Raw genomic sequence first — 24,927 nt, 5'->3', positions numbered from 1 at the left:
GCCCGGCCGCCTCAGCGCACCGGGGTCAGCTCCGGGTCCTCGCGGAGCTTGCCGAGGGCGCGGGAGACGGCGCTCTTCACCGTACCGACCGACACACCCAGCACCTCGGCCGTCTGGGCTTCGCTGAGGTCCTCGTAGTACCGCAGCACGACCATCGCGCGCTGGCGGTCCGGGAGCTTGAGCACCGCGCGCCACATCGCGTCGTGCAGCGACTGCTGCTCGGCCGGGTCGGGCGCCGGGGTGCCGCCCTGCTCCGGCAGTTCCTCGCAGGCGAACTCGTCGACCTTGCGCTTGCGCCACTGCGAGGTCCGGGTGTTCAGCAGGGCACGGCGGACATAGCCGTCGAGCGCCCGGTGGTCCTCGATCCGCTCCCAGGCGACGTACGTCTTGGCGAGCGCGGTCTGCAGCAGGTCCTCCGCGTCGCACGGGTTCGCGGTGAGCGAGCGCGCGGTGCGCAGCAGGACCGGGCCCCGCGCCCGGACGTACGAGGAGAACGACGCGTACGGCGTGTACGCGTGGTGGCCGGCGGCGGTGGCGGAAGCCGCCCTGGAGGCGCCCGTGCAGACTGGCGTGGTCATGTACTCAACGCTAGGAGCGGGGCCCGCCCGGGGGATCGCCCCCAGGTCGCGAAGCGCCGTCCGCCTCAGGTTGTAGGGGTGGTCCGCCCTCCACCTCCTGAAGGTGGACGGGACACCGTCCGGCCTTAAGGGTCCCCCCGGCCCGCCTCGGGGTCCCCGCGCGGACGGTTCAGCCGTCGGCCCCGAGGATCAGCCCGGACGTCGGCACCCCCGTACCGGCCGTGACCAGCGCCCTCGCCGCCCCCGGCACCTGGTTCACCGACGTGGAGCGGAGCTGCCGGACGGCCTCCGCGATGCCGTTCATCCCATGGAGGTACGCCTCACCCAGCTGCCCCCCATGGGTGTTCAGGGGCAGCGTGTCCGCCGCGACGAACGCCCCGCCCTCCCCCGGGCCGCAGAAACCGAACTCTTCCAGCTGCATCAGGACGAACGGCGTGAAGTGGTCGTAGAGGATACCCACGTCGATGTCGGCCGCCGACAGCCCCGAACTGCGCCAGAGCTGCCGGGCGACCACCGCCGTCTCCGGCAGCCCGGTCAGCCCGTCCCGGTAGAAGCTCGTCATCTGCTCCTGCGACCGGCCCGCCCCCTGCGCCGCCGCCACGACGACGGCGGGCGGCCGGGGCAGATCACGGGCGCGCTCCACGCTCGTCACGACGAGGGCCTGGCCGCCGTCGGTCTCCTGGCAGCAGTCGAGCAGCCGCAGCGGCTCCACGATCCAGCGCGAGGCGGCGTGGTCGGCGAGGGTGATCGGCTTCCCGTAGAAGTACGCCGCCGGGTTCCGGGCCGCGTGCCGGCGGTCGACCACGGCCACCTGCCCGAAGACCTCCGGCCCGAGGCCGTACGTGTGCAGATACCGCTGGGCCGCCATCGCCACCCAGGAGGCGGGGGTGAGCAGGCCGGACGGCAGGTTCCAGCCGAGCGCCGCGCCCTCGGCGGTGGGCTCGCGCCTCTGGACGCCGGAGCCGAAGCGGCGGCCGGAGCGCTCGTTGAACGCCCGGTAGCAGACGACGACCTCGGCCACCCCGCTCGCCACCGCGAGGGCGGCCTGCTGGACGGTGGCGCAGGCCGCGCCGCCTCCGTAGTGGACGCGGGAGAAGAACGACAGCTCCCCGATGCCGGCCGCCTGGGCGACGGTGATCTCGGGGCTGGTGTCCATGGTGAAGGTGACGAGGCCGTCGACGTCGGCGGGGGTGAGTCCCGCGTCGTCGAGGGCGGCACCGACGGCCTCGACGGCGAGCTTCAGTTCGCTGCGGCCGGAGTCCTTGGAGAACTCGGTGGCCCCGATACCGACGATGGCAGCCTTTCCGCCGAGCGTGTCGGGCCTGCGGATGCTCATAGGGGCCTCGCATCGTGGGACCTGCGGGGCTGGTGGGGCTGGTCGGGCTGACAGGGCGCGTGGGGGAGGGTGACGGTGACCTTGCCGGTGACGTGTCGGCCCCTACGGTTGTCGCCCGCTACGGCGACTTCTACAAGGGTGTGGTTTTCGCCCTCTATAGGAGTGCGGTTTGCGCTGTCCAAAGGGGTGCTGTCTGCGCTGTCCACGGTGGTGATGCGGCCGGTCAACCGGAGCACGTCCCCCGGGTAGTTGGGGGCACCGAGCCGGATCGCGACCTTGCGGAGGACGGCGGTGGGCCCGAAGTGGTCGGTGATGTAGCGGCCGACCAGCCCGTTGGTGGTGAGGATGTTCATGAAGATGTCCGGTGAGCCCTTCTCCCGGGCCAGTTCGGGGTCGTGGTGCACGTCCTGGTAGTCGCGCGATGCGATGGCGCCCGCGACGATGAGCGTGCGGGTGACGGGGATCTCCAGGGGCGGCAGGGTGTCCCCGACGCGGCACGGGCCCTCCACGTCCTCCATGTACTCCGCGCCCTTGACGCCTTCCGCGCCCTCCGCGCCCTCCGCGCCCTCCGCGTCTTTCACGACGAGTCCTCCTGACTGCCGTCCTCCGCCAGCAACAGGCCCAGTTCCTCCAGCACTTCACCGCCGCAGCCGAGGTACGCGGAGAGCTGGCGGCCCCAGAGGAAGTGCCGGTGGACCGGGTGGTCGAGGTCCGCGCCGGTGCCGCCGTGCAGATGCTGGCCCGTGTGCACGACCCGCCGGCCCGCCTCCGAGGCCCACCAGGCAACCGTCAGCGCCTGTGCCCGGTGGTCCAGTCGTCCGTCGTACCGCCAGGCGGCCTCGTACGCCGTGACCCGGATCGCCTCGGTGTCCATATGGGCGTCGGCGGCGCGGAGCAGGACGCCCTGGTTGGTGGAGAGCGGGCGGCCGAACTGCTCGCGGGTGGTGGTGTGGTGGACGGTCCGGGTGAGGGAGCCCGCGCAGACGCCCGCCTGGAGCCCGGCGAAGGCGATCCGGCTCGCGGCGAGGACGGAGGAGCAGGCCCCCGGGCCCGTACCGAGGGATTCTCCCCGTACGCCGTCGAGGCCGAGCCGCCCCGCCGACCAGGGCGCGGTCGTCTCCACGGGCACCACGCTCAGCCCCGGCGCCCGGGTGTCGACGATCCACATCCCCCGCTCCGCGTCCGCGACCAGCACCTGGGTGGCGTCCCGCAGCCACGGCACCCAGGGCACGGCCCCGTACAACGCCCCGTCCACCAGGGTCACTTCACCGCGCACCGGCAACGCGCCCGTCGCCACCGCCGTACCGTCGCACAGGGCGGGCAGCAGCCGCTCGCGCTGCTCCGCCGTTCCGTGCTCGGCGACCGGGAGGATCCCGTACGCACAGGTCGCCGCCAGCGGGACCTGGGCGGTGGTCCGGCCCTGTTCCTCCAGGAGCAGGACCAGGCCGAGGAGCCCGATGTCCGCCACCGCGCCGGGCAGCCCGGCGGTGCACAGCTTCTTCCACAGCCCCGCGTCCGTCCCCGTCCCGGCGGCCACCAGCCGCTCGTGCGTCGACAGGTCACCGAGGATCCGCGCGGCCAGTCCCTGTGCGGCGGCCTGGTCCTCGCCCGGGGTGAAGTCCATCTCAGCCGCCCTCGCCCGCCCGGAAGACCGGGAGCTCCAGATCGGGGTCCGTACGGAGGAACTCCAGCCGTACGGGCAGGCCGACGCGGACCTTGTCGTACGGCACACCCACCACGTTCGCGACGATCCTTACCCCTTCGACGAGTTCGACCAGCGCGACGGCGTACGGGCCGCCCTCGCCCGACGGGTCGCAGGCGGGGAAGGACGGGTGGTGCATCACGACATGGCTGAAGACCGTGCCCTCACCGCTCGCCTCGACCGTGTCCCACTCCTGGCCCGCGCAGGCGTTGCAGCCGGGGAGCCAGGGGAAGCGGAGGGTGGCGCACCGCGTGCAGCGCTGGATGAGGAGGCGGTGTCCGGCGACCCCGGACCAGAACCCGGCGTTGTCGCGGTTGATGACGGGGCGGGGGCGGAGGGGTGCCTTCCGCCCGGTGGGGCGCTCGGTGGAGCGCTCGGTGGAGCCCTCGGTGGAGCGCTCGACGGGCCGGTACTTGAGGATGCGGAAGCGGTGCGTCCCTGCTGGTTCGCCCTCGGCGCGGACGTCCATGCGGGTGGTGACGAAGTAGCCGGTGCCGAGCTTGGTGGTCTTGCGCGGGGAGACGGACTCGATCACGGAGTCGTAGCTGATCAGGTCGCCGGGGCGGAGCGGGCGCAGATACTCCTGCTCGCAGTCGGTGGCGACGACGGAGGTGTATCCGGCGCCGTCGAGGAGGCGGAGGAGTCCGTCGTACGCGGGTGAGCGGCCGGTACCACCGTCGCCCCCCGGGGCCTCCAGGTCCTCGGGGGCTCCAGAGGCTTCCAGGTCCTCGGGTGCACCCGGGTCCGGGGCGAGACCGCGCATCGTCCAGGCCTGGAGCATGGTGGGCGGGGCGACGGCGTCGGGACCCCGGTAGGCGGGCGAGGTGTCGCCCATCGCCTCGCACCAGTGGCGGATCATGGGCGCGTTGACGGGGTCCTTGCCGGAGGCGGCGGTGGCGGCGGGGCGGCCGGCGTAGGCGGCGAGCCGCTCGTACAGAGGATCCGGGGCATCGGCCCGCGCGTCCTGGGCGCCCGGGTTCACCGCTTGCCCCGGCTTCATCGCTTGCCCCGGGTTCACCGCTTGCCCCGGGTTCACCGCTTGCCCCGGGTCATCCCGAGCCGCATGGTGGCGACGATCTCGCGCTGCACTTCGCCGACGCCGCCGCCGAAGGTGTTGATCTGCGCGGCCCGGTTCATCCGCTCCAGCTCCCCGGGCACGCCACCCGCTCCGAAGCAGCCGGCCGACCCTCCCCGCAGCAGCCCGGCGTCCCCCACCACCTCCTGGCACATCCGGTAGACCTCCACCGCGCTCTCGGTCCCAGCGAACTTCACGCCGCTCGCCTCGCCGGGGGCCAGTGCACCGGCTCCCACCGCCCCGACGAGCCGCCAGTTGAGGAGCCGGGTCGCCGCGAGCCGGGCGTACGCCTCCGCGAGCCGGGCGCGAGCCCACGGCTCGTCGATCCGGCGGCGCCCGGTGGCGGGGTCGGGGGTACGGGCGTGGGCGAGGGCCTCCTCGTAGAAGTCCTCGGCCTGCATGCCGATGGCGGCGAGGGCGACGCGTTCGTGGTTGAGCTGGTTGGTGATGAGCCCCCACCCCCGGTTCTCGTCGCCGACCAGATGCGAGACGGGTACGCGTACGCCGTCGTAGTACGTGGCGGTCGTGGTCAGCCCGCCCACGGTCTCGATGGGCGTCCAGGAGAACCCGGGGCCGTCGGTCGGCACGAGGATGATCGAGATGCCGCGGTGCTTGGGGGCGCCCGGGTCCGTACGGCAGGCGAGCCAGATCCATTCGGCCTGCTGGGCGTTGCTGGTGAAGATCTTCTGGCCATGGACCACCCATTCGTCGCCGTCCCGTACGGCACGGGTGCGCAGGGCCGCCAGGTCCGTACCGGCTTCGGGTTCGCTGTAGCCGATGGCGAAGACGAGGTCGCCGCTGAGGATGCGGGGGAGGAAGTACGCCTTCTGCTCCTCGGTGCCGTACTTCATCAGGGTCGGACCGACGGTGTTGAGGGTGACCATGGAGACGGGGGCACCGGCCCGGTACGCCTCGTCGAAGAAGACGAACTGCTCGTCGGGGCCTCGCCCCTGACCGCCGTACGCCACGGGCCAGCCGAGGCCGAGCATGCCGTCGGACCCGATCCGCCGGAGCAGCCGCCGCTGTTCGCCCGGGTCGTCGCGCCAGCCTCCCGCCGCGGGCAGTACGGAGGCGAAGTAGGCGCGCAGTTCGGTACGCAGTCGCTGCTGGCGCTCCGTCGGGGCGAGGTGCACGGAGGCCTCCCAGGGCAAGGATCACGACGGTCGAACACTTTCTGACTATCCGTCAGATTCAGGTCGGACGTCAAGGCCGGGAGCAACGGCGACAGCCCGTACGGGGCACCGAAGTGCCGTCGTACGGGCTGTCGTTCGGTGTCCGGGACCCACCCCCCGGAAGGTCCCGGACACCTGATCACCGAGGAGGAGCCACCCTCGGGGTCAGTGGTTCGTCACCGGAGAACGATCACCAGAAGAAGGGGGTGAAGTTCACGGCGACGCTGTGGTCCGACTGGTCGATGGCGGTGAGGGCCGAGCCGCTCACCTGGGCCGAGGTGTTCTGGTTCGAGGCGCCGGGCCCTACGGCCTGCTGCTGGGTCGTCGAGGAGTTGCCGGTGTTGGCACCGCCGACGCCGCTGCCGCCGACGGTCGCCACGGCCGCGTTCGATCCGTCGTTCGCGAAGGAGCCGTTGTCCGCGAGGGCCACACCGCCGCAGAGTGCGGCGGTCAGGGGCAGCGCGGCCACTGCGGCGAGAACACGAGCGGTACGGATGCTTGCCATAGGAGTTCCTCCAGGAACCGGAAGCCCGGCTTCATAGGGTGCGTGCGCTTCGGACAACCGATGCGCTGCGGGCACTTGACGCACTTCACGTGCTCGGAGCACGCCATATGCGGCTGTTTCCCGGGCGGTTGGCCGACCGTCCCGGTGCTGGTCACGACGTCGCGAGACCAGAGTTGCCCAGCGCACCCCCGGCGAACCGCGGTGGACCACCTGATTCCCTCGCACGTATGAGGAGGAGGCGGTAAACCTCCCGCGGCACGGAGAAGCGCCGGCCCCCGCGACGCCCGCGCTCCAGCCGCCCCCGGCAAGGGCAGAAAGGTTCCCCCACCACGCCCCCCGCCTGGCGTCCCGACCACCCCCACTTCCCTAACTCGAACGTTTGTACGAAACTGGATCCATGGCCACCATCGACCGGCAGGCCGCCACCCTGGCCCTCGCCCACGCCCTCGCCGCCGCCGGGCGCGGGCTCCCCGTCTTCCCCCTGTCCGCCACCAAGCTCCCCGCGCTGCGCTCCCCCCACCACGGCGAGCAGCCGCCGGTCCACTGCCGGGGCGCCTGCGGGCTGCCCGGCCACGGGGTGCACGACGCCACCACGGACCCCGCCGCCGTCCGCGCCCTCTTCGCCGCCGCGCCCCGGGCCACGGGCTACGGCATCGCCTGCGGCCGCGCCCCGCACCGGCTCATCGGCATCGACCTGGACATCGACACGTCACACGGCAACGACTCGGTGGGCGCCCTCCGGCAACTGGCGCTCCAGCACCTGTTCACCATCCCGCCGACGGTCACGGTGCTCACCCCGAGCGGCGGCCGCCACCTCTGGCTCACCGGCCCCGCCGACACCACGGTCCCCAACTCTGCCGGACGCCTCGCCCCCGGCATCGACATCCGCGGCAGCGGCGGCTACCTGGTCGGCCCCGGCTCGGTCACCACCCACGGCCGCTACCGCCTGGCCCCCGGCACCGCCCGCCTCACCCCGGCGCCCTGCCCCCGCGCCCTGCTCCGCCTCCTCACCCCGCCGAGACGCCCGACGGGCCCGCTCGCCGGCGAGACGCCCCCGGGCCGCCGGGGCGAGGGCCTGATCCACTTCGTCCTGGCGGCCCACGAGGGCCAGCGCAACACCCGGCTGTTCTGGGCCGCCTGCCGGGCCTACGAACACGGCTTCGGCGACGCCCTGGCCGACGCCCTCACCGCCGCCGCGATCCGCACGGGCCTCACCGAACAGGAGGCCCGCGCGGCGATCGCCTCGGCGGAACGGCTGACCCGGGGACGGAGGTAGGGGGCGGTGCAGCGGGGGCGGGGCAGTGGGGGGTGTCGGTGGCGACGGGAGGCTGCGGCAGGGCTCGGCCCCGCCAGGACACCGCCCGCCCCGGCCCGCCCCGGTCTGCCCCCGCCCTGGTCCCGCCCCCGCCCCGGGCTCGACGCCGCTCCGACCCCGCCCGCTCCGGGCCCGGTCCCGCCCGCTACGAGCCCGATTCCGCCCGCCTGCCCGGTCGCGGTCCGCCCCGGTCCCGCCCGCTCCGGCCCCCGTCCCGCCCTGATAGAACCCACCCATGACCCACAGATTCACCGCGCGCTCGGTGTGCGGACTCGACGATCCGGAACAGGACGACTGCGTGCTGGCCGGGCTGGCCGAGTCGGACGACGAGGGAGCCTTCTCCCTGATGTTCATGTGCGACTTCGCCGAACCCGACGAGCAGGAGATCGCTCTCGGCTTCGACACCCACTGCCTGGTCACCCCCGACCAGAACACCGCCTACGGGTGCGTACGCGAGGTGGAGCTCGACGGAGACATCCTCCGCGTCACCCTGGACCCCGCGTCCCTCGGCGCCCTGGGGCTCTCCGACCCCCTGATCGAGATCACACTCGCCGCACCGCCGGCCGACGTCGCCCGCATGCGCACGGTCCTCGCCGAGGTCCTCGCCTTCGGCCGCCCGGACGCCCGCCCTGTGGTGAAGAACCTCCAGGGCCCGTGGTGAAGGACCTCCAGGGAGTCTCCGGCGGACACGCGAACGGCCCCCGACCAGGGATTCCGGTCGGGGGCCGTTCGCACTGTTCCTGCTGCGGTGGGTGTGGGATTTGAACCCACGGTGACTCGCGCCACGACGGTTTTCAAGACCGTTCCCTTAGGCCGCTCGGGCAACCCACCCCGCGTCCGTCGCCCCGGGCCGTGGCGGCCGACGGGCCGTCAGGCGTCGCGGGGACGGTCGACGCGTAGGACAGCCTAGCCGGTCAGCTGTCGCCCTCGCGCTGGCCCAGGGTGACTTCGGCAGTGGAGGTCTTGCCGTCGCGCTCGTACGTCAAGGTCACTTTCTCGCCGGGCTTGCGGGTCCAGATCTCGCCGATGAGGGTGGGACCGCTGTCGATCACGGTGTCGTTGAACTTGGTGATCACGTCGCCGGGCTTGAGGCCCGCCTTGGCGGCCGGGCCGTTCGGGGTGACGGAGGGGGTGCCGGCCGCGCCCTCGGGGGAGATGGCGGCGCCGCCGGTCTTCTCCTCCATGGAGACGGTCGCGCCGATCACCGGGTAGACCGGCTTGCCCGTCTTGATCAGCTGCTCGGCGACGTTCTTCGCCTGGTTGATCGGGATCGCGAAGCCGAGGCCGATCGAACCGGCCTGGGACTGGCCGAGGCCGCCGCCCGTCGACTGGATCGCGGAGTTGATGCCGATGACCGCGCCCGTGGCGTCCAGCAGCGGGCCTCCGGAGTTGCCCGGGTTGATCGAGGCGTCCGTCTGCAGGGCGCTCATGTACGAGTTCTTGCTGCTGGAGCCGTCCCCGGAGGCGACCGGGCGGTTCTTCGCGCTGATGATGCCCGTGGTGACGGTGTTGGAGAGGCCGAAGGGGGCGCCGATCGCGATCGTCGAGTCGCCGACCGCCACGCTCTCCGAGTTGCCGAGGGGGAGGGGGGCCAGACCCGCCGGGGGGTTCTTGAGCTTCAGCACGGCCACGTCGTAGCCCTGGGCCCGGCCGACGACCTCGGCCGCGTACTTCTTGCCGTCGGAGAACGTCGCCGACAGCTCGCCGGACTCCGCGGCGGAGGCCACCACGTGGTTGTTCGTGAGGATGTGGCCCTCCTTGTCGTACACGAAGCCCGTGCCCGTGCCGCCCTCGCCGTCGCCGCCCTGCGCGTCGATCGTGACCACGCTGGGGAGCGCCTTCGCCGCGACCCCGGCCACGGTGCCCGCCGGGCGCTTGAGGTCCCTCGGGGAGTCCGACGCCGAGACGGTGGTCGAACTGCCGGAGGAGCCGTTGTCGTTGCGGTCGGCGGCCCAGAAGCCGAGCGCGCCGCCGATGCCGCCGGCGACCAGGGCCGCCACCGCGACCGCCGCGATCAGTCCGCCCGCGCCCCGCTTCCCGGAGCCCTGGGAGGGGGTGTGGCCGGGCTGCGGGGACGGGGCGCCCCAGACCGGGCCGCCGCCGCTCCCGTTGCCGACGCCGCCGCCGGGCGTGTGGGCCGCGCCGCCGCCCGCGTACGACGGGACCGCGGGCGGGGGCGGGGGCCAGGAGGCGGCGCCCGCGGGGGGCTCGGGCGCCGCCCCGTACGGGGAGTGCGGGGGCTGGTGGGGGTGCGGGGGCGTGTGGGCCGTCGCCGCGTGGTCCTGGGGCGTGCCCTGGGCCGTGGGGGTGTGGCGCGGTGCGTCCACATGCGTCGGGGTGGCGGGCGGGGTCGCCGGGGCGGCGGGGGGTGTCGCCTCAGCGGCCGTCGTGTCCCGGGGCTCGTCCCGTACGTTCTCCGCCGCCGGGTCGGGAGCGGTGGCGGGCACGGGAGGTGCGGGCGGAACGGACGGCACGGCCGGTACCGCGTTGCCCTCGGTGCCCTCGTTCTCTGTGCTCACAGCTCTCTACTCCTCGGTTCCACTCGGCATCCAGTCGGCATTCGGCAAGAAATCCGCTGTGCAGGTGTCTGCGGTCAGCTTTTCCCACGGCGCGTCTGGCCACTGTAAGCAGGACCTGTGCATCCGCACACCAATCTTTACATCAGACAAAACAGACCTCCAGGGTGACATGTGCTCAGCCACCCCCGTGGCGGTGACACCATGGCGCCCGTGACCCACGCACGGCAGCGCAGCACCCACACCGCGATCCAGGTCGTCGCCCACCGCGGGGCCTCCGACGACGCCCCCGAACACACCCTGGCCGCCTACCGCAAGGCGATCGAGGACGGGGCCGACGCCCTGGAGTGCGATGTCCGGCTGACCGCCGACGGCCACCTCGTCTGCGTGCACGACCGCCGGGTGAACCGCACGTCGAACGGGCGCGGCGCCGTCTCCGCCCTGGAGCTGGCCGACCTCGCCGCCCTCGACTTCGGCTCCTGGAAGGACCGCGAGGAGTCGCCCGACTGGGATCCGGCGCCGGGCGAGCTGACCTCCGTACTCACCCTGGAACGGCTCCTGGAGCTGTTCACCGACGTACGGGCCACCGGGCGGCCGCTCCAGCTGGCCATCGAGACGAAGCACCCCACCCGTTGGGCCGGGCAGGTCGAGGAGCGGCTCCTGCAGCTGCTGAAGCGCTTCGGGCTGGCCGAGCCGCCGGCCGACGGGCCCTCCCCCATCCGCATCATGAGCTTCTCCGGCCGCTCCCTGCACCGCGTCCAGGCCGCCGCGCCCGCGCTGCCCACGGTCTACCTGATGCAGTTCGTCTCGCCCCGGCTGCGCGACGGCCGGCTTCCCGCCGGAGCGCGGATCGCCGGACCCGGCATGCGGATCGTGCGCAGCCACCCCGGATACATCGAGCGGCTCCACCGGGCGGGCCACCGGGTCCACGTGTGGACCGTGAACGAACCGGCCGACGTGGAGCTGTGCGCCGAACTCGGCGTCGAGGCGATCATCACCAACCGCCCCAAGCAGGTCCTGTCCCAACTGGGCCGCATTTAGCACACAACAGGCACGCGAAGCACCCCCCGTACCACCCCGGCGGGGAGTACACCGGCGCACTCGTCGAGCGTTTCTTCGTGACGAGTGCGTCACCGACAGCCCCCTGGCCGGTTTCCGGCGCAGCTCAGTGGGGCATCCAACCCGTGGCGTGGGGCGAAGGAGGTCTCGGGGGTGGCGTTGGTGGTGGCACAAGAGGTGCCTGCGTCGTCGAGCATGGCCGTTCCCCATGGCCCTGCGGGCGTGGGGCAGGCACGACACCGGATGCGTGAGCAGTTGCGCGGCAACGGGGTGTCGGACGCGGTCGTGGACGACGCCGTTCTCATCCTTTCCGAACTGCTCAGCAACGCCTGTCGGCACGGCAGGCCACTGGGGCGGCACGCGGACGTCGGTGACGGCGACATCCTGGCCGCGTGGCGCGTGGACACGGGCGGCGGCCTCACCGTGGAGGTCACGGACGGCGGCGGGCCCACCCGCCCGGTTCCCTCCACCCCCTCGGTGACGGCACGCGGCGGGCGCGGGCTCAACATCATCAGCGCCCTGGCCCAGGAGTGGGGCGTACGGGACGACTCGTCGGGCGAGGTCACGGTCTGGGCCCACGTCCCCTCCCCGAAGCCGCCCGAGATCGGCGCGGTCGGCGGACTCACCGGGTTCGAAGGGCTCGACTTCTCCGACGTCCTCGACGACGCGAGCTGACCGCCCTCGACCGCGGAGTCGTGGAGTTGCGCAGTCGCGGGCGCGGGTACGCGGGTACGACGAAGGTGCCGCGGGCGTGTCCACGGCGACGGACTCACGGGCGCGCGGGTACGGCAACAGTCCGACGGGCCCGCGTGCGTACGACGTCGGTCCCACGGGCGCGCATGTACGACGACGGCCCCATGGGCGCGCGTGCACGACGACGGTCCCACGGGCGCGTGTACGGCGACCCGGTCGCGGGCGGCTAGGCTCGCGCCGAGACCGCACTGTCGCAATCGGGAGAACGCCCACCATGGCCAAGAAGCGCCCTCAGACCAAGGCCGGGAAGCAGCAGCTCAAGGACGGTGAGATCCCGGTCGTCGGGGCCCGTGAGCCCTGCCCGTGCGGTTCGGGCCGTCGCTACAAGGCGTGTCACGGACGCGCCGCCGCCCAAGCCGTGACCGAGCTGGTCCACCGCCCGTTCGAGGGACTGGCGGGCGAGTGCGACTGGGTCGCCCTGCGCGAGCTGGTGCCCGCCGCCACCGTCGAGCTGACGCTGAAGGGCGGACTGCCCGAGGGCGTTCCGTCGGTGACCCTCGCGACCGTGCTGCCGATGGCGTGGCCCGCCCTGCGCCGCGACGACGGCTCCGTCCTCCTGGCCCTCCAGAACGACACCTCCTCCGGCGACCTGAGCCGCGACCTCGCGGACACCCTCCAGCGCGCCCTGGATGTCGAGCCCGGCACCCCGGTCACCGCCCGCCGCGTACCGGCCGACGGGCCGCGCCTGCAGGATCTGCTCGACCCGGAGGGCGCGTTCGAGCCGGTCGTCCACACCGGGTTCGAGTTCTGGGTCCCCGACGCGGAGAACGCCACCCCGGAGGTGTCCGCCTCCCTGGAGCGCGCGAACGCCGCCGCGATCCCGACGGTGCTCCTCTCCGGCGTCGACGCCGCGTACTGGTGCGAGACCCCGGAGAAGAACCACCTGCGCTGGGTCATGCCGCACCCCGAGGAGCAGCTCCTCGACGCGCTCGCCCGGCTGCACGCCGCCGGCACCTCCTCGCTCGGCGAGAACACCCGGCTCGTCGGATCGTTCCGGGCGCACGGGCTGGTCGTCCCCGTCTGGGACCTGCCGACCTCGATGGGCGCCGAGGCGTGCGAGAAGCCGGCCGTCGCGTTCGCCGAGCGACTGGCGGCGGCGCTCGCCTCCGACGCCCCGCTCACCGCCGAGGAGCGGCGCGCCCGCGGCGGCCTCACCAACCGCCAGGTGACCCTCAGCTGACCCTGCCGGGACCCCTGCCGCGCACGGTGACTCGCGTCACAACTCGCCGTACTCACAAGTAAATCGGCGTCCCCGTAGGCGAGATCGAATTTGCGAACGGCAGATCTCTTGTTACCGTTCTAGAAGCCCGGTCGCTGGTGCATCCCCCGTCGCCAGCGACCGGGCGTCTTCGTCTTCGGATGTCTCCGTCGCCGGATCTCTTCCCCGCCGGACGTCTTCGTCGTCGGCCACTCGCGCCCCGGCCCGCCCGCTCGCCCGACGCGCTCGATCAGCGCCGGACGCCCGCTCAGCCCGACGGTTCGCTCAGGCCCACGGTTCGCTCAGCCCGATGCCTCCGGCCGGCCCGATGCTTCGGGGGTCGGCGCCCGGTCGGATCCGGCGCGCAGCAGCAGCGGCGCCTCCTCCACCGGCCCCGCGCCCGCGTACTCCGCCACCGCCGCATAGGCATCCGGCCCGCCCGCCGAGGGGCTCCTCGGGGTCTCGCAGCTGCCCGGCTCGTCGTGGGCCGGGAGGGCGCAGTGCAGTTCCACGGTCCGGCCGCCCGGCCCCATCAGCGTGACTACGGAACGGAGTTCGGCTCCGGAGGTGTTGCGGTAGTAGGCGCGCGCCCAGGTCTCGCCGCCACCGGTCATGACACAGGTCTGCGCCTCGACCCCCTCCGGCGCGACCAGCTCGGGGCCGCACCGGGCCGCGTCACCGGCAGGTGATGCCGAAGGGGACGGCGATGCGGAAGTACGGAGTTCCGCCGCCGCACCGGAATCCGTATACACATCATCAGAAAGCTTTTCCGCACGCATTTCTGATGAACTGTCCGGAGAATGGACGTCCGCCGATCCGGCGTCCGGGGCGCCTCCGGGATCGGCGGAGGCAACGATCGGAATCAGGCACGCGAAGGCCACGGCAGCCGTGAGGCCGATCATGCGGAGATTCATGGTGGCCCCCTTGCCGACTGCGCGCGTGACCGGGCAGCGCCGGTATCCGAGCGACGCGGGTGACCCGGCCGGCACGCGCACGCGCCTACGCGCGTATGCGAGGCCGACGATATCCACGCGAGGCGGGCGACCGGGCCGTCCTCCGCCCGTTCACCACCGATACGGCCCGGCTCACACCCGTACGAGTGAGCCGGGCCGTACGCCGTCGCACACCTGCCACCGCGCGGACCGCCCGCGTACACCTGCCGCAGCGGGCCGACCGCGCGTAGGCCGACCGCACCCCGTCAGTACGCAAGCCGGGCCAGCGCACGCCATCAGTACGCAAGCCGGACCGCGCACGCCGTCGTTACGCGCATGGGCCCGCGCACGCCGTCAGCCCGCGCGCCACCGGCTCAGACCGTTAACACGCGCGCGCCACCGGCTCAGGCCGTCCATACGCGTGCCACCGGCCCGGTCCGTCAGTACGCGAGTCGGCTGCCGCCGTCCGGGGCGCTGGTGCTCGCCTCGACCAGGGCGTCCAGGACCGCCTCGACATCCGGGAGCCAGGGGGCCGCCGCCTCCGCCCGTCCGCCGCCGCCCTTCGTGATCCGGCGGAGGACCGGGGTCGAGGGCACGGGGGCCGCCAAGGGGGCGGGGGGCCGCTCCCAGCGGACGTGGCCCGCGCCGATCTCGGAGGGGGGCAGGACGAGATAGCCGCCCTCCCCGTGGAACCGGAGCGAGCTGGGCACCCAGTCCTTGCTGTACAGCAGCTCACCGAGCCGCTCCAGCGTGTACGGGGCCACCAGCAGCGACCACCGGGTGGGCGTCGCGACGACGGGGCCCAGCCGCATGCCCATCCGGTCCAGCGCGACCAGCGCCCGCGCACCGGCGAGCGCGGGCAGGCTCACGGCGCACGGCGCACGGCCGCCGGTCGCCAGGATCACCGGGGCGGTGGGGCGGTTGGTCCACCACCAGCGCACCATGCGCTCGTCCGTGGTGGCCGCCGGCAGTACGGGATCGAAGGGGTGCGCGCCGGGAACGGCGCAGTCGGGGTCACGACAGACGCAGCCGAGGCCGCGCCCCTCGCGCAGGGCGGCCGGCGCGGTCCCGGCTCCGGGGAGCACGGGCCACTGCCACGCGGTGGCGAAGGTCAGGGCCGCTTCCAGCCGGGCGGCACCCTCCTTGCGCCGGAGCCGGAGCCTGCGTCGCCTTCCGAGGATCTCGCGCATGAGCGCTCGTTCCTTTCCGTTGAACGCCGAGTCCACATGACGTAGACGCGTGTGGGACATCGCGTGCACGTCTCTTCGCTGTGCGTACGTGCTCATGAGGTTCTGCGGTACGGGCGTGCCTTCGGTACCGAGCGTGAGCCGAGCCGAGCCGAGTGGAACCGATCCGAGTGGAACCGATCTGAGGTGGTGCCGAGCTGTGTGGAGCCGGGGGCGCCCGCCACGGGCGCCTCGTGCCTACCGGCCGGGCCCGGTCCCCGCCGCGTCGGGCGGAGGCGTGACCGCCACGTGATCGCGACCGTCACGGGTAAGGACGTTCCGGACCCGCTGTCAGGTTCCTGAGCGATCACATCCGCCCGTGAGCGTCTGCCCCGAGCATCGTCGATTACGTACCCAGCCTGCCCGGAATGACGCTGTCCCGGGCATTTCACCCCGGCCGAACCCCTTGTTGAGCTGCCCCAGTCGACCGCAAATCGGCGCCGGAGGGTACATTTTTCGGCCAACTTACCCAACACTGGAAGAGCGCCGGATGACACCGGAGAGGCCCGGAAGCGGTGCCGATCCGGCGAGCCTCCAGGGGACAATACTGGACATCAGGTTACTTGTGCGTGTACATGTGGATGCATTGATAGTGGCGCAGAATCACATGGGGGTTTGCGATGCTATTCGACAAATCGCACCAGCATGAGAGCTGGCTGTCATGAGCGCCCCTCACCTGCCGAAAGTGGCTGGAATCGATCCAGAGGTTCCGGTTTCAACGCAAGCTGCCGTTCCTCTGAAGGAGATCCCGGCGGCGCCCGGAGCCTTCATCCAGGACCGCCTCGCGGGCTGGGTCTCGGACCTCACGACCCTGCACGAACTCACCGAGCGGCTGGCCGCCACCGCCACCCTCGACACCGCCCTGAACGAGCTGCTGCACGCCGGAGCCGCCCTCGTAGGCGCCCGCCGCGGACTCCTCGTACTGGAACGGGCGGACACCACGCCCCCGGCCACCACCCTCGGTCTCGGGCTCGGCCCCGCCGACCTCGGGCACCTGGAGACCGTGGAGCGCTCGGCCACCGCCCTGGGCCGGGTCCTCGACGGTCCCCCGGACGCCGCGGACGCGCGGGACGGGATCGCCACCCCCGACCTGCTCGGTGACCAGGACGTCGACCCCCGCCACCGCGAGGTCGCCATCCGCCTCGGGTACGCCGCCAGTTACGCCCTGCCCCTCGCCTCCGAAGCGGCGGGCCGGCTCGGCGGTGCCGTCTGGTTCTACGACGAGCCGGGCGAGCCCTCGGAGAAGCAGCGCCACCTGGTGGGCCTCTACGCGCGGTACGCCACCGAGCACCTGGCCCGCCTGACCGAGCTGGAGCGGGCCCGCGCCGACCTCGCGACCGTCGCCGAGGAGCTGCTGCCCAGCCGGCTGCCCCGCGTCCCCGGCGTCCGGCTGGCCGCCCGGCACCGGACCGGGCCCCGGGGCGGCGGCGACTGGTACGACGCGCTGCCGCTGCCCGACCACGCGCTCGGCCTCGCGGTCGGCTCCGTCGGCGGCTCCGGACCGAGCGCCATGGCCGCCATGGGCCGGCTCCGCGCCGGCCTGCGGGCGTACGCCGTGATGGAGGGCGAGGACCCCGTCGCCGTACTCTCCGACCTGGAACTGCTGCTGCGGCTCACCGAGCCCGCGCGGACCGCCACCGCCCTCTTCGCCTACTGCGAGCCCGCCGCCCGCACGATCGTGCTCGCCGGGGCCGGGCACACCCCGCCGCTGATCCTCGGCGACCGGCGCTGCGAGTACGTCGAGACCACGCTCTCCGCCCCGCTGGGGATGCTCGCGTGCTGGGAGGCACCGAGCGTGGAGCTGTCCCCCGCACCGGGAGAAACGGTGCTGCTCTACACGGACGGCCTGCTCCGCCGCACCGGCGACGCCATGGACCGCGCCTTCGCCCGGCTGCACTCCGCGGCCGCCTCCGTGCCGAGGGCGGACCGGCACGACCCCGCCGCCGTCACGGACCACGTCCTGCGCGCGATGCTGCCGGACGGCCTCGACCGGAGCGACTCCACCGAGGACGTGGTCGTCCTCGCCGCACACTTCGACTGAGGCGGCGTCCCCCGTGCCCGAGGGGCCCGGTGGGACCTCCTGAGTAACAGGTCTTTCGGCCCTGGGCCCCCTTCCGTACGCCCGTACGATGGGGGGTGGTCCAGCGTCGTATCAAGGAGAGTCACACGTGTCTGAGGAGCTCATCCCGGAGACCCCGGAGCAGGAGACCGAAGAGAACGAGGCAGCGGAGCCGATCAAGCAGCGGAAGAACGGCCTGTACCCGGGCGTCTCCGACGAGCTCGCCGAGAACATGAAGTCGGGCTGGGCCGACACCGAACTGCACGACCTCGCCCCGGTCCCGCAGGCCGGGCACACCGCCGCCCGCCGCGCCGCGCTCTCCGCGCGCTTCCCCGGCGAGCGCCTGGTCATCCCCGCGGGCAACCTGAAGACCCGCTCCAACGACACCGAGTACGCGTTCCGCGCCTCCACCGAGTACGCGTACCTCACCGGCGACCAGACCCAGGACGGCGTCCTCGTCCTGGAGCCGACCGGCGAGCAGGGCCACCGGGCCACGATCTACCTGCTGCCCCGCTCCAACCGGGAGAACGGCGAGTTCTGGCTGGACGGCCAGGGCGAGCTGTGGGTCGGCCGGCGCCACTCCCTCACCGAGGCCGAGCAGCTGCTGGGCATCCCCGCGAAGGACGTCCGCGAGCTGGCCGCCGCGCTGTCCGAGGCCACCGGCCCGGTCCGCAACGTGCGCGGCCACGACGCCTCCATCGAGGCCGCCCTCACCGACAAGGTGACCGCCGAGCGCGACGAGGAGCTGCGCGTCCACCTCTCCGAGGCCCGCATCGTGAAGGACGCCTTCGAGATCTCCGAGCTGGAGAAGGCCTGCGACGCCACCGCGCGCGGCTTCGAGGACGTCGTCAAGAGCCTGGACAAGGCCGAGGCGACCAGCGAGCGCTTCATCGAGGGCACCTTCTTCCTGCGCGCCCGCATCGAGGGCAACGACATCGGTTACGGCTCGATCTGCGCCGCCGGTCCGCACGCGACCACCCTGCACTGGGTCCGCAACGACGGTGCCGTCCGCCCCGGCGAGCTGCTGCTCCTGGACGCCGGTGTCGAGACCAACGACCTCTACACCGCCGACGTGACGCGCACGCTGCCGATCAACGGCACGTTCTCGCCGCTCCAGCGCAAGATCTACGACGCGGTGTACGAGGCCCAGGAGGCGGGCATCGCCGCCGTGAAGCCCGGTGCCGCCTTCCGCGACTTCCACGACGCCTCGCAGCGCGTGCTAGCCGAGAAGCTCGTCGAGTGGGGGCTGCTCGGCGACCTGACCGTGGAGAAGGTCCTGGAGCTGGGCCTCCAGCGCCGCTGGACCCTGCACGGCACCGGCCACATGCTCGGCATGGACGTCCACGACTGCGCCGTCGCGCGGACCGAGGCGTACGTCGACGGCATCCTGGAGCCGGGCGTCTGCCTGACCGTGGAGCCCGGGCTCTACTTCCAGGCCGACGACCTGACCGTGCCGGAGGAGTACCGGGGCATCGGCGTCCGGATCGAGGACGACATCCTCGTCACGGAGGACGGCAACCGGAACCTGTCCGACAAGCTGCCCCGCCAGGCCGACGAGGTCGAGGCCTGGATGGCGCGGCTGAAGGGCTGACCCACCGCCGTACGTCCGGCCGAACCACCGCCGTACCTACGGCTGACGGCTTCGCAGGGCGCGCCGCTCACACCATGAGCAGCGCGCCCTCCCGCCATTTCAGCACCTTGTCGAAGCTGACCACGGCGCCCCGGCCCGGCCGGTTGCCGAACTGGACGTGGTCCGCCAGCTGCTCGATGAGGTCCAGCCCGCGGCCGCTCTCGGCGACGCAGGGGGCGGGCGCGGGGGTGAGTTCGCGCCGGGCGGGGAAGCCCGGTCCCGAGTCGGCCACCTCGATACGGCACATCTCGCCGTCCAGATAGGCCGTGACCCGGTACTGCCCGGAGTCCGCCGGGGACGTTCCGGGGCGGGGGTCCGTCCGATCGCCGCGGTCGCCCGGTTCTCCGTGCTCCACGAGGCCCGACCGGTCGCCACCGTGCTCGACGGCGTTGGCGCAGGCCTCGCTGAGCGCGACCGACAGGTCGAAGCAGATGTCGGGGTCGACCCCCGCCGTCTCCATGGTGCCGAGCAGGAAACGACGGGCGAGCGGAACGCTCGCAGCCTCGCGCCGCAAATGGAGTGACCACCAGATGCTCATGCTCCAGCCTCCCGGCCGCGGCTCGACGTATCGATACGTATTGCCGCGCTTCGCCCTTCGTAAGCACGGATCGGCTGTGAGAGCCCTCATTCGGCGGATGCGTATATTCCGCGCTCCGGTGTATAGCCGCGCGCGGAAGGAGCGGTCGGGGGCGGGACCCGGGGGCCGGGACACGTTCCGGAAACGGGGCGTCCGCACTCCGTACATCCCCCGCCAACAGCCGCAACAAGCACGCTTGGGGACGGAGGCTGATGTTCCGGACCTGCCGTACCGCGCGGGGGTGCGCAGTGCGATGATGTTCCGGCCATGTCCACGCCTGTCGCACACGCCGGAGCCGGTCTGCGGCTCATGAGGGCCGCGGTGTTCACCGCGGTCTGCGTCGTGCTGTCCGCGGCGGGACACGCCTTCGCCGCCGGTGCGCCGGTCCCCGCGTGGACCCTGCTCGCCGGGTTCCTGGGCGTCCTCGCGGTGGCCTCGGCCCTCGCCGGACGGGAACGCTCCCTGCGCTCGATCGCGTGTGCGCTGGCGGGCGGTCAGCTCCTCCTGCACGTCCTCTTCGCGTACGGCAGCCACGGCAGCGCCCAGGCCGTCGCCGCCGCCGCGCCCCGGTCCAGCGGCGAGAACCCGCTGATCCGCTTCGCCGCCGGGCTGGTGTGCGGGGCGGGCCCGGGACAGCTCGACGCCACCGAGGCGCACCGCATCGTCACCACGGCGGGCATAGACCCCGCCACGGTCACGGCCGCGGCGGCACAGGGCCACGGCCACCTCGCCTCGGCCGCCACCGCGTCCGGCGCGGTCCCCGACGGCGGCCCGGGCATCGCGTCGGCGTACGCGACGGCTCTCACCCTGCTGCCGGCCCTGCCGATGTTCCTGGCCCATCTGCTCGCCGCGCTCGCCGCCGGCTGGCTGCTGCGGCGCGGTGAGGCCGCCCTCTTCCGGCTGGCCCGGCTCTCGGCTTACGGCGCCCAGGAGCTGACGGCCGCCGCCCGGCTGCGCTCCCTGCGCGCCGCGCTCGCGCTCGTACGCGCCCTGCGCACCGGAGCGTGCGAGCAGCTCACGAAGGGGCCGCGCGCCCTGCGTACGGCCGACGACGACCCGGTACCGACGCCCGGGGATCCTCTGCAGCACCTGGTGATCAGGCGCGGGCCTCCGGCCCCGTACGCCCTCGCAGCCTGACGCGACACCGTCGTCCACCGCCCGGAACGGATCAGCACCGCCGGGACGGGCCGCCCACTCCTGTTCCCGGGCGGCTCCCCGTGGGCAGTACCGGATTCCTCCTGGACCGGACGAGGTGTCGTGCCGCCGTCGCGCACCCGCGCGACGGACCACCGTGATTCCCCGTCCTCTGTGGAGTGATCCCTGCCATGAACCTTTCCCGTATCGCCCTCGCCACCGGTGTCGCGGCGTCCACCGTCCTGCTGCTCGCCGGTCCCGCCGCCGCGCACGTCAGCGTCCAGCCGCAGGGCGAGGCCGCCAAGGGCGGTTACGCCACCCTCAACTTCAAGGTCCCCAACGAGCGGGACCAGGCCTCCACGGTCAAGCTCGAGGTGAACTTCCCGGCCGGGCAGCCGCTCTCCTCCGTCACCCCCGAGGCCGTGCCGGGCTGGAAGATCGAGATCACCAAGGGCAAGCTCGACAAGCCCCTGGAGGTGCACGGCCGGAAGATCACCGAGGCCGTCACCAAGGTGACCTGGACCGCGGACGGCTCCAAGATCGAGCCCGGCTACTTCCAGCAGTTCCCGGTCTCCGTGGGGCAGCTCCCCGAGGACGCCGACCAGATGGTCTTCAAGGCCATCCAGACGTACGACAACAAGGAAGTCGTCCGCTGGATCGAGGAGCCCAAGGCCGGCGGCGAGGAGCCCGACTCCCCGGCCCCGGTCCTGGCGCTCTCCGCCGCCACCGACGACCACCACGGCGGTGGCGCGGCCGATGACACCAAGGCCGGTGACGACCACGCGGCCGACGACAAGGCCGCCTCGGCCGAGGGCGACAAGAAGGAGACGCACGCCGCGTCCTCCTCGTCCAGCGACACCACGGCGCGCACCCTGGGCATCATCGGCATCGTCGTCGGCATCGCGGGCGTCGCGTTCGGCGTGCTCGCCGGCCGCCGCCGTACGGCCTGATCCGGCCGGGCCGGGCCCACCGCGTCCGTACTACGGCGCACGCGTGCGGCCCGGCCCGCCGGTCCCACCACCCTCACCACGTTCAGGACATTCCTTCATGCGCAACAGAACAGCAGTGACGGCCGTGGCGTTGGCCGCCGCTGCCGCACTGACCCTCTCGGCCTGCGGCAGCGACGGTGACAAGGCGGGCTCCTCGTCGATCGCCGATGTCGAGGCCTCGCCCAAGGACAAGGCCGCTACCGTCCTCGACCAGGGGTTCACCAAGCCGGACCTGGTCCTCACCGACACCGACGGCAAGAAGTACGACCTCCGCGAGGCCACCAAGGGCAAGCCGACGCTCATCTACTTCGGCTACACCAACTGCCCCGACGTCTGCCCGCTGACCATGAGCAACATCTCCGTCGCCAAGCGGGACCTGCCCAAGGCCGACCAGGAGAAGCTCCAGGTCGTCTTCGTCACCACCGACCCCGAGCGCGACACACCCGCCTCGCTCGGCAAGTGGCTCAAGGCCCAGGACCCCACCTTCATCGGCCTCACCGGCGACTTCCCCACCATCCAGGCCGCGGCGCGCCAGATCGGCATCGGCATCGAGCCGGCGACCAAGGAGAAGGACGGGACCGTCGTCTCGATGCACGGGGCGCAGGTCGTCGCCTTCTCCCCGAAGACGGACGACGGTTACGTGCTGTACGGCGAGAACACCACCGCCGAGGAGTACGCGAAGGACCTCCCCAAGCTCGTCAAGGGGGAGAACCCGTGAACCGCCGCACGACCCTCGCTGCCGTCCTCGCCCTCACCACGGGGCTGACGCTGGCGGGGTGCTCCACGGACAGCGCCGAGCCCCGGCTGAAGGTCGTCGGCGCGTTCATGCCGCAGCCCGTCAGCGACATGGCCGCCGGCTTCCTCGTCGTCCAGAACAGCGGGTCCACCGCCGACCGGCTCACCTCGGTGACGAGCCCGCTCTCCGACGACGTCACGATCCACGAGACGAAGAACCAGCGGATGCGCGAGGTCTCGTCGTTCGAGGTGCCGGCCAACGGCGAGCTCGATCTCGAACGCGGCGGCAACCACATCATGTTCATGAACCTGAAGCAGAAGCCCCAGCAGGGCGAGAGGGTCTCCGTCGAGCTGCACTTCGAGAAGGCCGACCCCATCACGGTCGACCTGCCGGTGAAGGAAACCACCCACAACCCGAAGAAGCAGTGAGGGACCGACCGTGATGACCGCCACCGCCCCTCGTCCACGGCCCTCCCGGAAGGGGCAGCCGTCCCGGACGGGGCGGCCTTCCCGGACGGGACGGCCGTCCCCGATACGCAGGCCGTCCCCGATACGGCGGCCGTTCGCCGCCGCCGCGCTCCTCGCCGCCCTGTTCAGCCTGGTGTCCGGGCTGCTGCTGGCCGGTGCCGGGCCGGCGGCCGCGCACGCCGCCCTCACCGGGAGCGACCCGCAGGACGGGGCGGTGGTGGCCACCGCGCCCAAGGAGGTGACCCTCACCTTCTCCGAGGCGATCGCCGTCGGCGACGGTTCGATCCGGGTCCTGGACCCCAGCAGCAAGCGCGCCGACACCGGCGTCGAGCCGAAGGACCTCTCCGACGGCTCCACCGTCCGGTACGGCGTGGAGCTGCTCCCCGGCCTGCCGGACGGCACCTACACCGTGGCCTGGCAGGCCGTCTCGGCCGACAGCCACCCCATCTCCGGCGCCTTCACGTTCTCCATCGGCGCCCCCTCCGAGACCGCCGTCGCCCTGCCCTCGGAGGAGGTGGGCGGCGGCGCGGTCGGCGCGGTCTACGGCATCGCGCGGTACATCGCGTACGCCGGGTTCGTCCTGCTCGTCGGCGGCGCGGCCTTCGTCCTGGGCTGCTGGCCCCGGGGCGCGACCGCCCGGCCGATGCAGCGGCTCGTGGTGCGCGGCTGGATCACCCTGACCGCGGCGACCCTGGCCATGCTGCTGCTCCGCAACCCGTACACCGGCAGCGGGAAGTTCGCCGATGCCTTCGACCTGACCGGGCTCCAGGCCGTCCTGGACACCAAGCCGGGCGCCGCCCTCGTCTCCCGGCTGCTGCTGCTCGGCGCGGCCGCGCTCTTCATCGCGGTGCTGTTCGGTACGTACGCACGGCGCGAGGACGCCGTCGAGAAGAGGGACCTCACCTTCGGACTGGCCGTCGGCGGCGGGGTCGTCGCGGCGGGCATCGCCGCCACCTGGGCCATGTCCGAGCACGCCTCGACCGGTATCCAGGCGGGGATCGCCATGCCGGTGGACGTCCTGCACCTGCTGGCGGTGGCCGCCTGGCTCGGTGGTCTGGTCGCGCTCCTGGTGGCGCTGTACCGGACGCCGGACATCGGGAGCGAGGCCGTACGGCGGTTCTCCCGGGTCGCGTTCGGCAGTGTGCTGGTCCTGGCGGCGACCGGGATCTACCAGTCGTGGCGGCAGGTCGGCTCCTGGTCGGCGCTGACCGGGACGCGGTACGGGCAGCTCCTGATCGTCAAGGTCGCGCTCATCGTGCTCCTGCTCGCCGTCGCGTGGTTCTCGCGGCGGTGGACGGGACGGCTGACGGATGCGGCCACCGCGTCCGTGGCCTCCGAGCCGTCCGAGCGCGCGGCCGAGACGGTGAAGACCGCCGACGACGTCGCCCCGGAGCGCGCCGCGCAACTGGCCCGGCAGCAGGCCGCCCTGGCCGCCACGGAGAAGAAGCGCGTACGGGACGCCGACGCGGAGCGCTCCGGGCTGCGCCGTTCGGTGCTGGCCGAGGCCGCGATCGCCGTGGTCCTGCTGGCCGTCACCACCGTGCTGACGTCGACCGAGCCGGGCCGTACGGAGGAGGAGGCCAAGGGCGCCTCCACCGCGGCGACCGCCCCGGCTCCCTCGGGGCCCGTCAACCTGAGCATGCCCTTCGACACCGGCGGCCGGAACGGCAAGGGGACCGTCCGGATGGACATCGACCCCGGCCGCTCCGGCGCCAACGAGCTGCATGTGTGGATCGACGGCAGCGACGGCAAGCCGATGGACGTGCCCGAGCTGAAGGTGGCCCTCACTCTGGAGGCACAGGAGATCGGCCCGCTGCCGGTCGCGCCCGACCGGCTCGCCGAGGGGCACTGGTCGGCGAGCAATGTCCAGATCCCGATGGCGGGGAAGTGGAAGGTGGACGTGACGGTACGGACGTCCGACATCGACCAGGTCACCGTCGACAAGACCGTGAAGATCGGCTGAGTACG

General features: G+C 72.8%; 23 protein-coding genes and 1 tRNA gene. 12 read left to right on the top strand and 12 right to left on the bottom strand.

The annotated features are described in order from the left end of the window. Positions 1–11: 11 nt before the first annotated feature. The 7 genes from ACQ9ZG_RS17075 to ACQ9ZG_RS17045 form a co-directional block, all read right to left on the bottom strand. Complete coding sequence (locus tag ACQ9ZG_RS17075) at positions 12–578, bottom strand: SigE family RNA polymerase sigma factor (protein ID WP_018489921.1); 567 nt, start codon at positions 576–578, stop codon at positions 12–14. Between the two features lie 169 nt (positions 579–747). Beyond that, positions 748–1,914 carry a lipid-transfer protein gene (locus tag ACQ9ZG_RS17070; protein WP_084993701.1) on the bottom strand — a complete coding sequence of 389 codons (1,167 nt, stop codon included), beginning with the start codon at positions 1,912–1,914 and terminating at the stop codon, positions 748–750. Then, positions 1,911–2,432: a MaoC family dehydratase gene (locus ACQ9ZG_RS17065; protein ID WP_181398136.1), complete on the bottom strand. Its 522-nt coding sequence runs from the start codon at positions 2,430–2,432 to the stop codon at positions 1,911–1,913. The genes ACQ9ZG_RS17070 and ACQ9ZG_RS17065 overlap by 4 nt, the downstream gene beginning before the upstream one ends. A 59-nt stretch (positions 2,433–2,491) precedes the next feature. Then, positions 2,492–3,538 carry an acyl-CoA dehydrogenase family protein gene (locus ACQ9ZG_RS17060; protein WP_109914762.1) on the bottom strand — a complete coding sequence of 349 codons (1,047 nt, stop codon included), beginning with the start codon at positions 3,536–3,538 and terminating at the stop codon, positions 2,492–2,494. Between the two features lies 1 nt (position 3,539). Next, positions 3,540–4,616: a bifunctional MaoC family dehydratase N-terminal/OB-fold nucleic acid binding domain-containing protein gene (locus ACQ9ZG_RS17055; protein ID WP_109914763.1), complete on the bottom strand. Its 1,077-nt coding sequence runs from the start codon at positions 4,614–4,616 to the stop codon at positions 3,540–3,542. A 32-nt stretch (positions 4,617–4,648) separates the two neighbouring features. Next, complete coding sequence (locus ACQ9ZG_RS17050; protein ID WP_109914766.1) at positions 4,649–5,824, bottom strand: acyl-CoA dehydrogenase family protein; 1,176 nt, start codon at positions 5,822–5,824, stop codon at positions 4,649–4,651. Positions 5,825–6,053: 229 nt separating this feature from the next. Further along, a complete protein-coding gene (locus ACQ9ZG_RS17045) occupies positions 6,054–6,368 on the bottom strand; it encodes a hypothetical protein (protein ID WP_084993710.1) in 315 nt (104 codons plus the stop codon). 397 nt (positions 6,369–6,765) lie between these two features. On the opposite strand from ACQ9ZG_RS17045, the gene ACQ9ZG_RS17040 reads away from it, so the two are divergent. Together ACQ9ZG_RS17040 and ACQ9ZG_RS17035 are read left to right on the top strand one after the other, a co-directional pair. Then, positions 6,766–7,644, top strand: a complete 879-nt coding sequence (locus ACQ9ZG_RS17040) for a bifunctional DNA primase/polymerase (protein ID WP_084993712.1) — start codon at positions 6,766–6,768, stop codon at positions 7,642–7,644. 274 nt (positions 7,645–7,918) lie between these two features. Continuing rightward, positions 7,919–8,344 carry an Imm10 family immunity protein gene (locus tag ACQ9ZG_RS17035; RefSeq protein WP_109914215.1) on the top strand — a complete coding sequence of 142 codons (426 nt, stop codon included), beginning with the start codon at positions 7,919–7,921 and terminating at the stop codon, positions 8,342–8,344. A gap of 85 nt (positions 8,345–8,429) precedes the next feature. Here ACQ9ZG_RS17035 and ACQ9ZG_RS17030 read toward each other — a convergent pair. Both ACQ9ZG_RS17030 and ACQ9ZG_RS17025 read right to left on the bottom strand, forming a co-directional pair. Next, positions 8,430–8,514, bottom strand: a tRNA-Ser gene (locus ACQ9ZG_RS17030). Between the two features lie 83 nt (positions 8,515–8,597). Further along, positions 8,598–10,202, bottom strand: a complete 1,605-nt coding sequence (locus ACQ9ZG_RS17025; RefSeq protein WP_499280769.1) for a S1C family serine protease — start codon at positions 10,200–10,202, stop codon at positions 8,598–8,600. A gap of 201 nt (positions 10,203–10,403) precedes the next feature. Here ACQ9ZG_RS17025 and ACQ9ZG_RS17020 point away from each other — a divergent pair, with 201 nt between their 5' ends. The 3 genes from ACQ9ZG_RS17020 (at position 10,404) to ACQ9ZG_RS17010 (ending at position 13,191) form a co-directional block, all read left to right on the top strand. Next, positions 10,404–11,240, top strand: coding sequence for a glycerophosphodiester phosphodiesterase (locus ACQ9ZG_RS17020; protein ID WP_018489911.1), 837 nt, complete (start codon positions 10,404–10,406; stop codon positions 11,238–11,240). 84 nt (positions 11,241–11,324) lie between these two features. Next, positions 11,325–11,933 carry an ATP-binding protein gene (locus ACQ9ZG_RS17015; protein ID WP_078562468.1) on the top strand — a complete coding sequence of 203 codons (609 nt, stop codon included), beginning with the start codon at positions 11,325–11,327 and terminating at the stop codon, positions 11,931–11,933. 292 nt (positions 11,934–12,225) lie between these two features. Continuing rightward, positions 12,226–13,191, top strand: coding sequence for a DUF5926 family protein (locus ACQ9ZG_RS17010; RefSeq protein ID WP_109915520.1), 966 nt, complete (start codon positions 12,226–12,228; stop codon positions 13,189–13,191). Between the two features lie 320 nt (positions 13,192–13,511). On the opposite strand, the gene ACQ9ZG_RS17005 is transcribed toward ACQ9ZG_RS17010, so the two are convergent. Together ACQ9ZG_RS17005 and ACQ9ZG_RS17000 are read right to left on the bottom strand one after the other, a co-directional pair. Beyond that, on the bottom strand, positions 13,512–13,823 hold the full coding sequence (locus ACQ9ZG_RS17005) for a hypothetical protein (RefSeq protein ID WP_050451207.1): 312 nt from the start codon (positions 13,821–13,823) through the stop codon (positions 13,512–13,514). A 758-nt stretch (positions 13,824–14,581) separates the two neighbouring features. After that, positions 14,582–15,331: a bifunctional DNA primase/polymerase gene (locus tag ACQ9ZG_RS17000; protein ID WP_109915521.1), complete on the bottom strand. Its 750-nt coding sequence runs from the start codon at positions 15,329–15,331 to the stop codon at positions 14,582–14,584. A 697-nt stretch (positions 15,332–16,028) separates the two neighbouring features. Here ACQ9ZG_RS17000 and ACQ9ZG_RS16995 point away from each other — a divergent pair. Together ACQ9ZG_RS16995 and ACQ9ZG_RS16990 are read left to right on the top strand one after the other, a co-directional pair. Further along, the gene (locus tag ACQ9ZG_RS16995; protein ID WP_499280766.1) at positions 16,029–17,408 is read left to right on the top strand and encodes a PP2C family protein-serine/threonine phosphatase; all 1,380 of its coding nucleotides are present in this window, start codon (positions 16,029–16,031) and stop codon (positions 17,406–17,408) included. A 127-nt stretch (positions 17,409–17,535) separates the two neighbouring features. Continuing rightward, positions 17,536–19,017: an aminopeptidase P family protein gene (locus ACQ9ZG_RS16990; RefSeq protein ID WP_109917036.1), complete on the top strand. Its 1,482-nt coding sequence runs from the start codon at positions 17,536–17,538 to the stop codon at positions 19,015–19,017. Positions 19,018–19,084: 67 nt separating this feature from the next. On the opposite strand, the gene ACQ9ZG_RS16985 is transcribed toward ACQ9ZG_RS16990, so the two are convergent. After that, positions 19,085–19,594 carry an ATP-binding protein gene (locus tag ACQ9ZG_RS16985; protein WP_032754452.1) on the bottom strand — a complete coding sequence of 170 codons (510 nt, stop codon included), beginning with the start codon at positions 19,592–19,594 and terminating at the stop codon, positions 19,085–19,087. A gap of 306 nt (positions 19,595–19,900) precedes the next feature. On the opposite strand from ACQ9ZG_RS16985, the gene ACQ9ZG_RS16980 reads away from it, so the two are divergent. From ACQ9ZG_RS16980 to ACQ9ZG_RS16960, 5 genes are all read left to right on the top strand, one after another. Beyond that, positions 19,901–20,770 (top strand): hypothetical protein, encoded by an 870-nt coding sequence (locus ACQ9ZG_RS16980; RefSeq protein WP_499280764.1) that lies wholly within the window; start codon positions 19,901–19,903, stop codon positions 20,768–20,770. Positions 20,771–20,958: 188 nt separating this feature from the next. Further along, positions 20,959–21,717 (top strand): YcnI family copper-binding membrane protein, encoded by a 759-nt coding sequence (locus tag ACQ9ZG_RS16975; protein WP_084993729.1) that lies wholly within the window; start codon positions 20,959–20,961, stop codon positions 21,715–21,717. A gap of 97 nt (positions 21,718–21,814) precedes the next feature. Then, positions 21,815–22,474: an SCO family protein gene (locus ACQ9ZG_RS16970; protein ID WP_109916551.1), complete on the top strand. Its 660-nt coding sequence runs from the start codon at positions 21,815–21,817 to the stop codon at positions 22,472–22,474. Beyond that, entirely contained in the window at positions 22,471–22,920 is a 450-nt protein-coding gene (locus ACQ9ZG_RS16965; protein ID WP_109916550.1) for a copper chaperone PCu(A)C, read from the top strand. The genes ACQ9ZG_RS16970 and ACQ9ZG_RS16965 overlap by 4 nt, the downstream gene beginning before the upstream one ends. 13 nt (positions 22,921–22,933) lie before the next feature. After that, complete coding sequence (locus ACQ9ZG_RS16960) at positions 22,934–24,922, top strand: copper resistance CopC/CopD family protein (protein ID WP_258312292.1); 1,989 nt, start codon at positions 22,934–22,936, stop codon at positions 24,920–24,922. Positions 24,923–24,927 lie beyond the last annotated feature (5 nt).

The organism is Streptomyces araujoniae (assembly GCF_050871195.1).
Lineage (GTDB): Bacteria > Actinomycetota > Actinomycetes > Streptomycetales > Streptomycetaceae > Streptomyces > Streptomyces bacillaris.
This window is presented reverse-complemented; position numbering and strand designations above follow the sequence as displayed.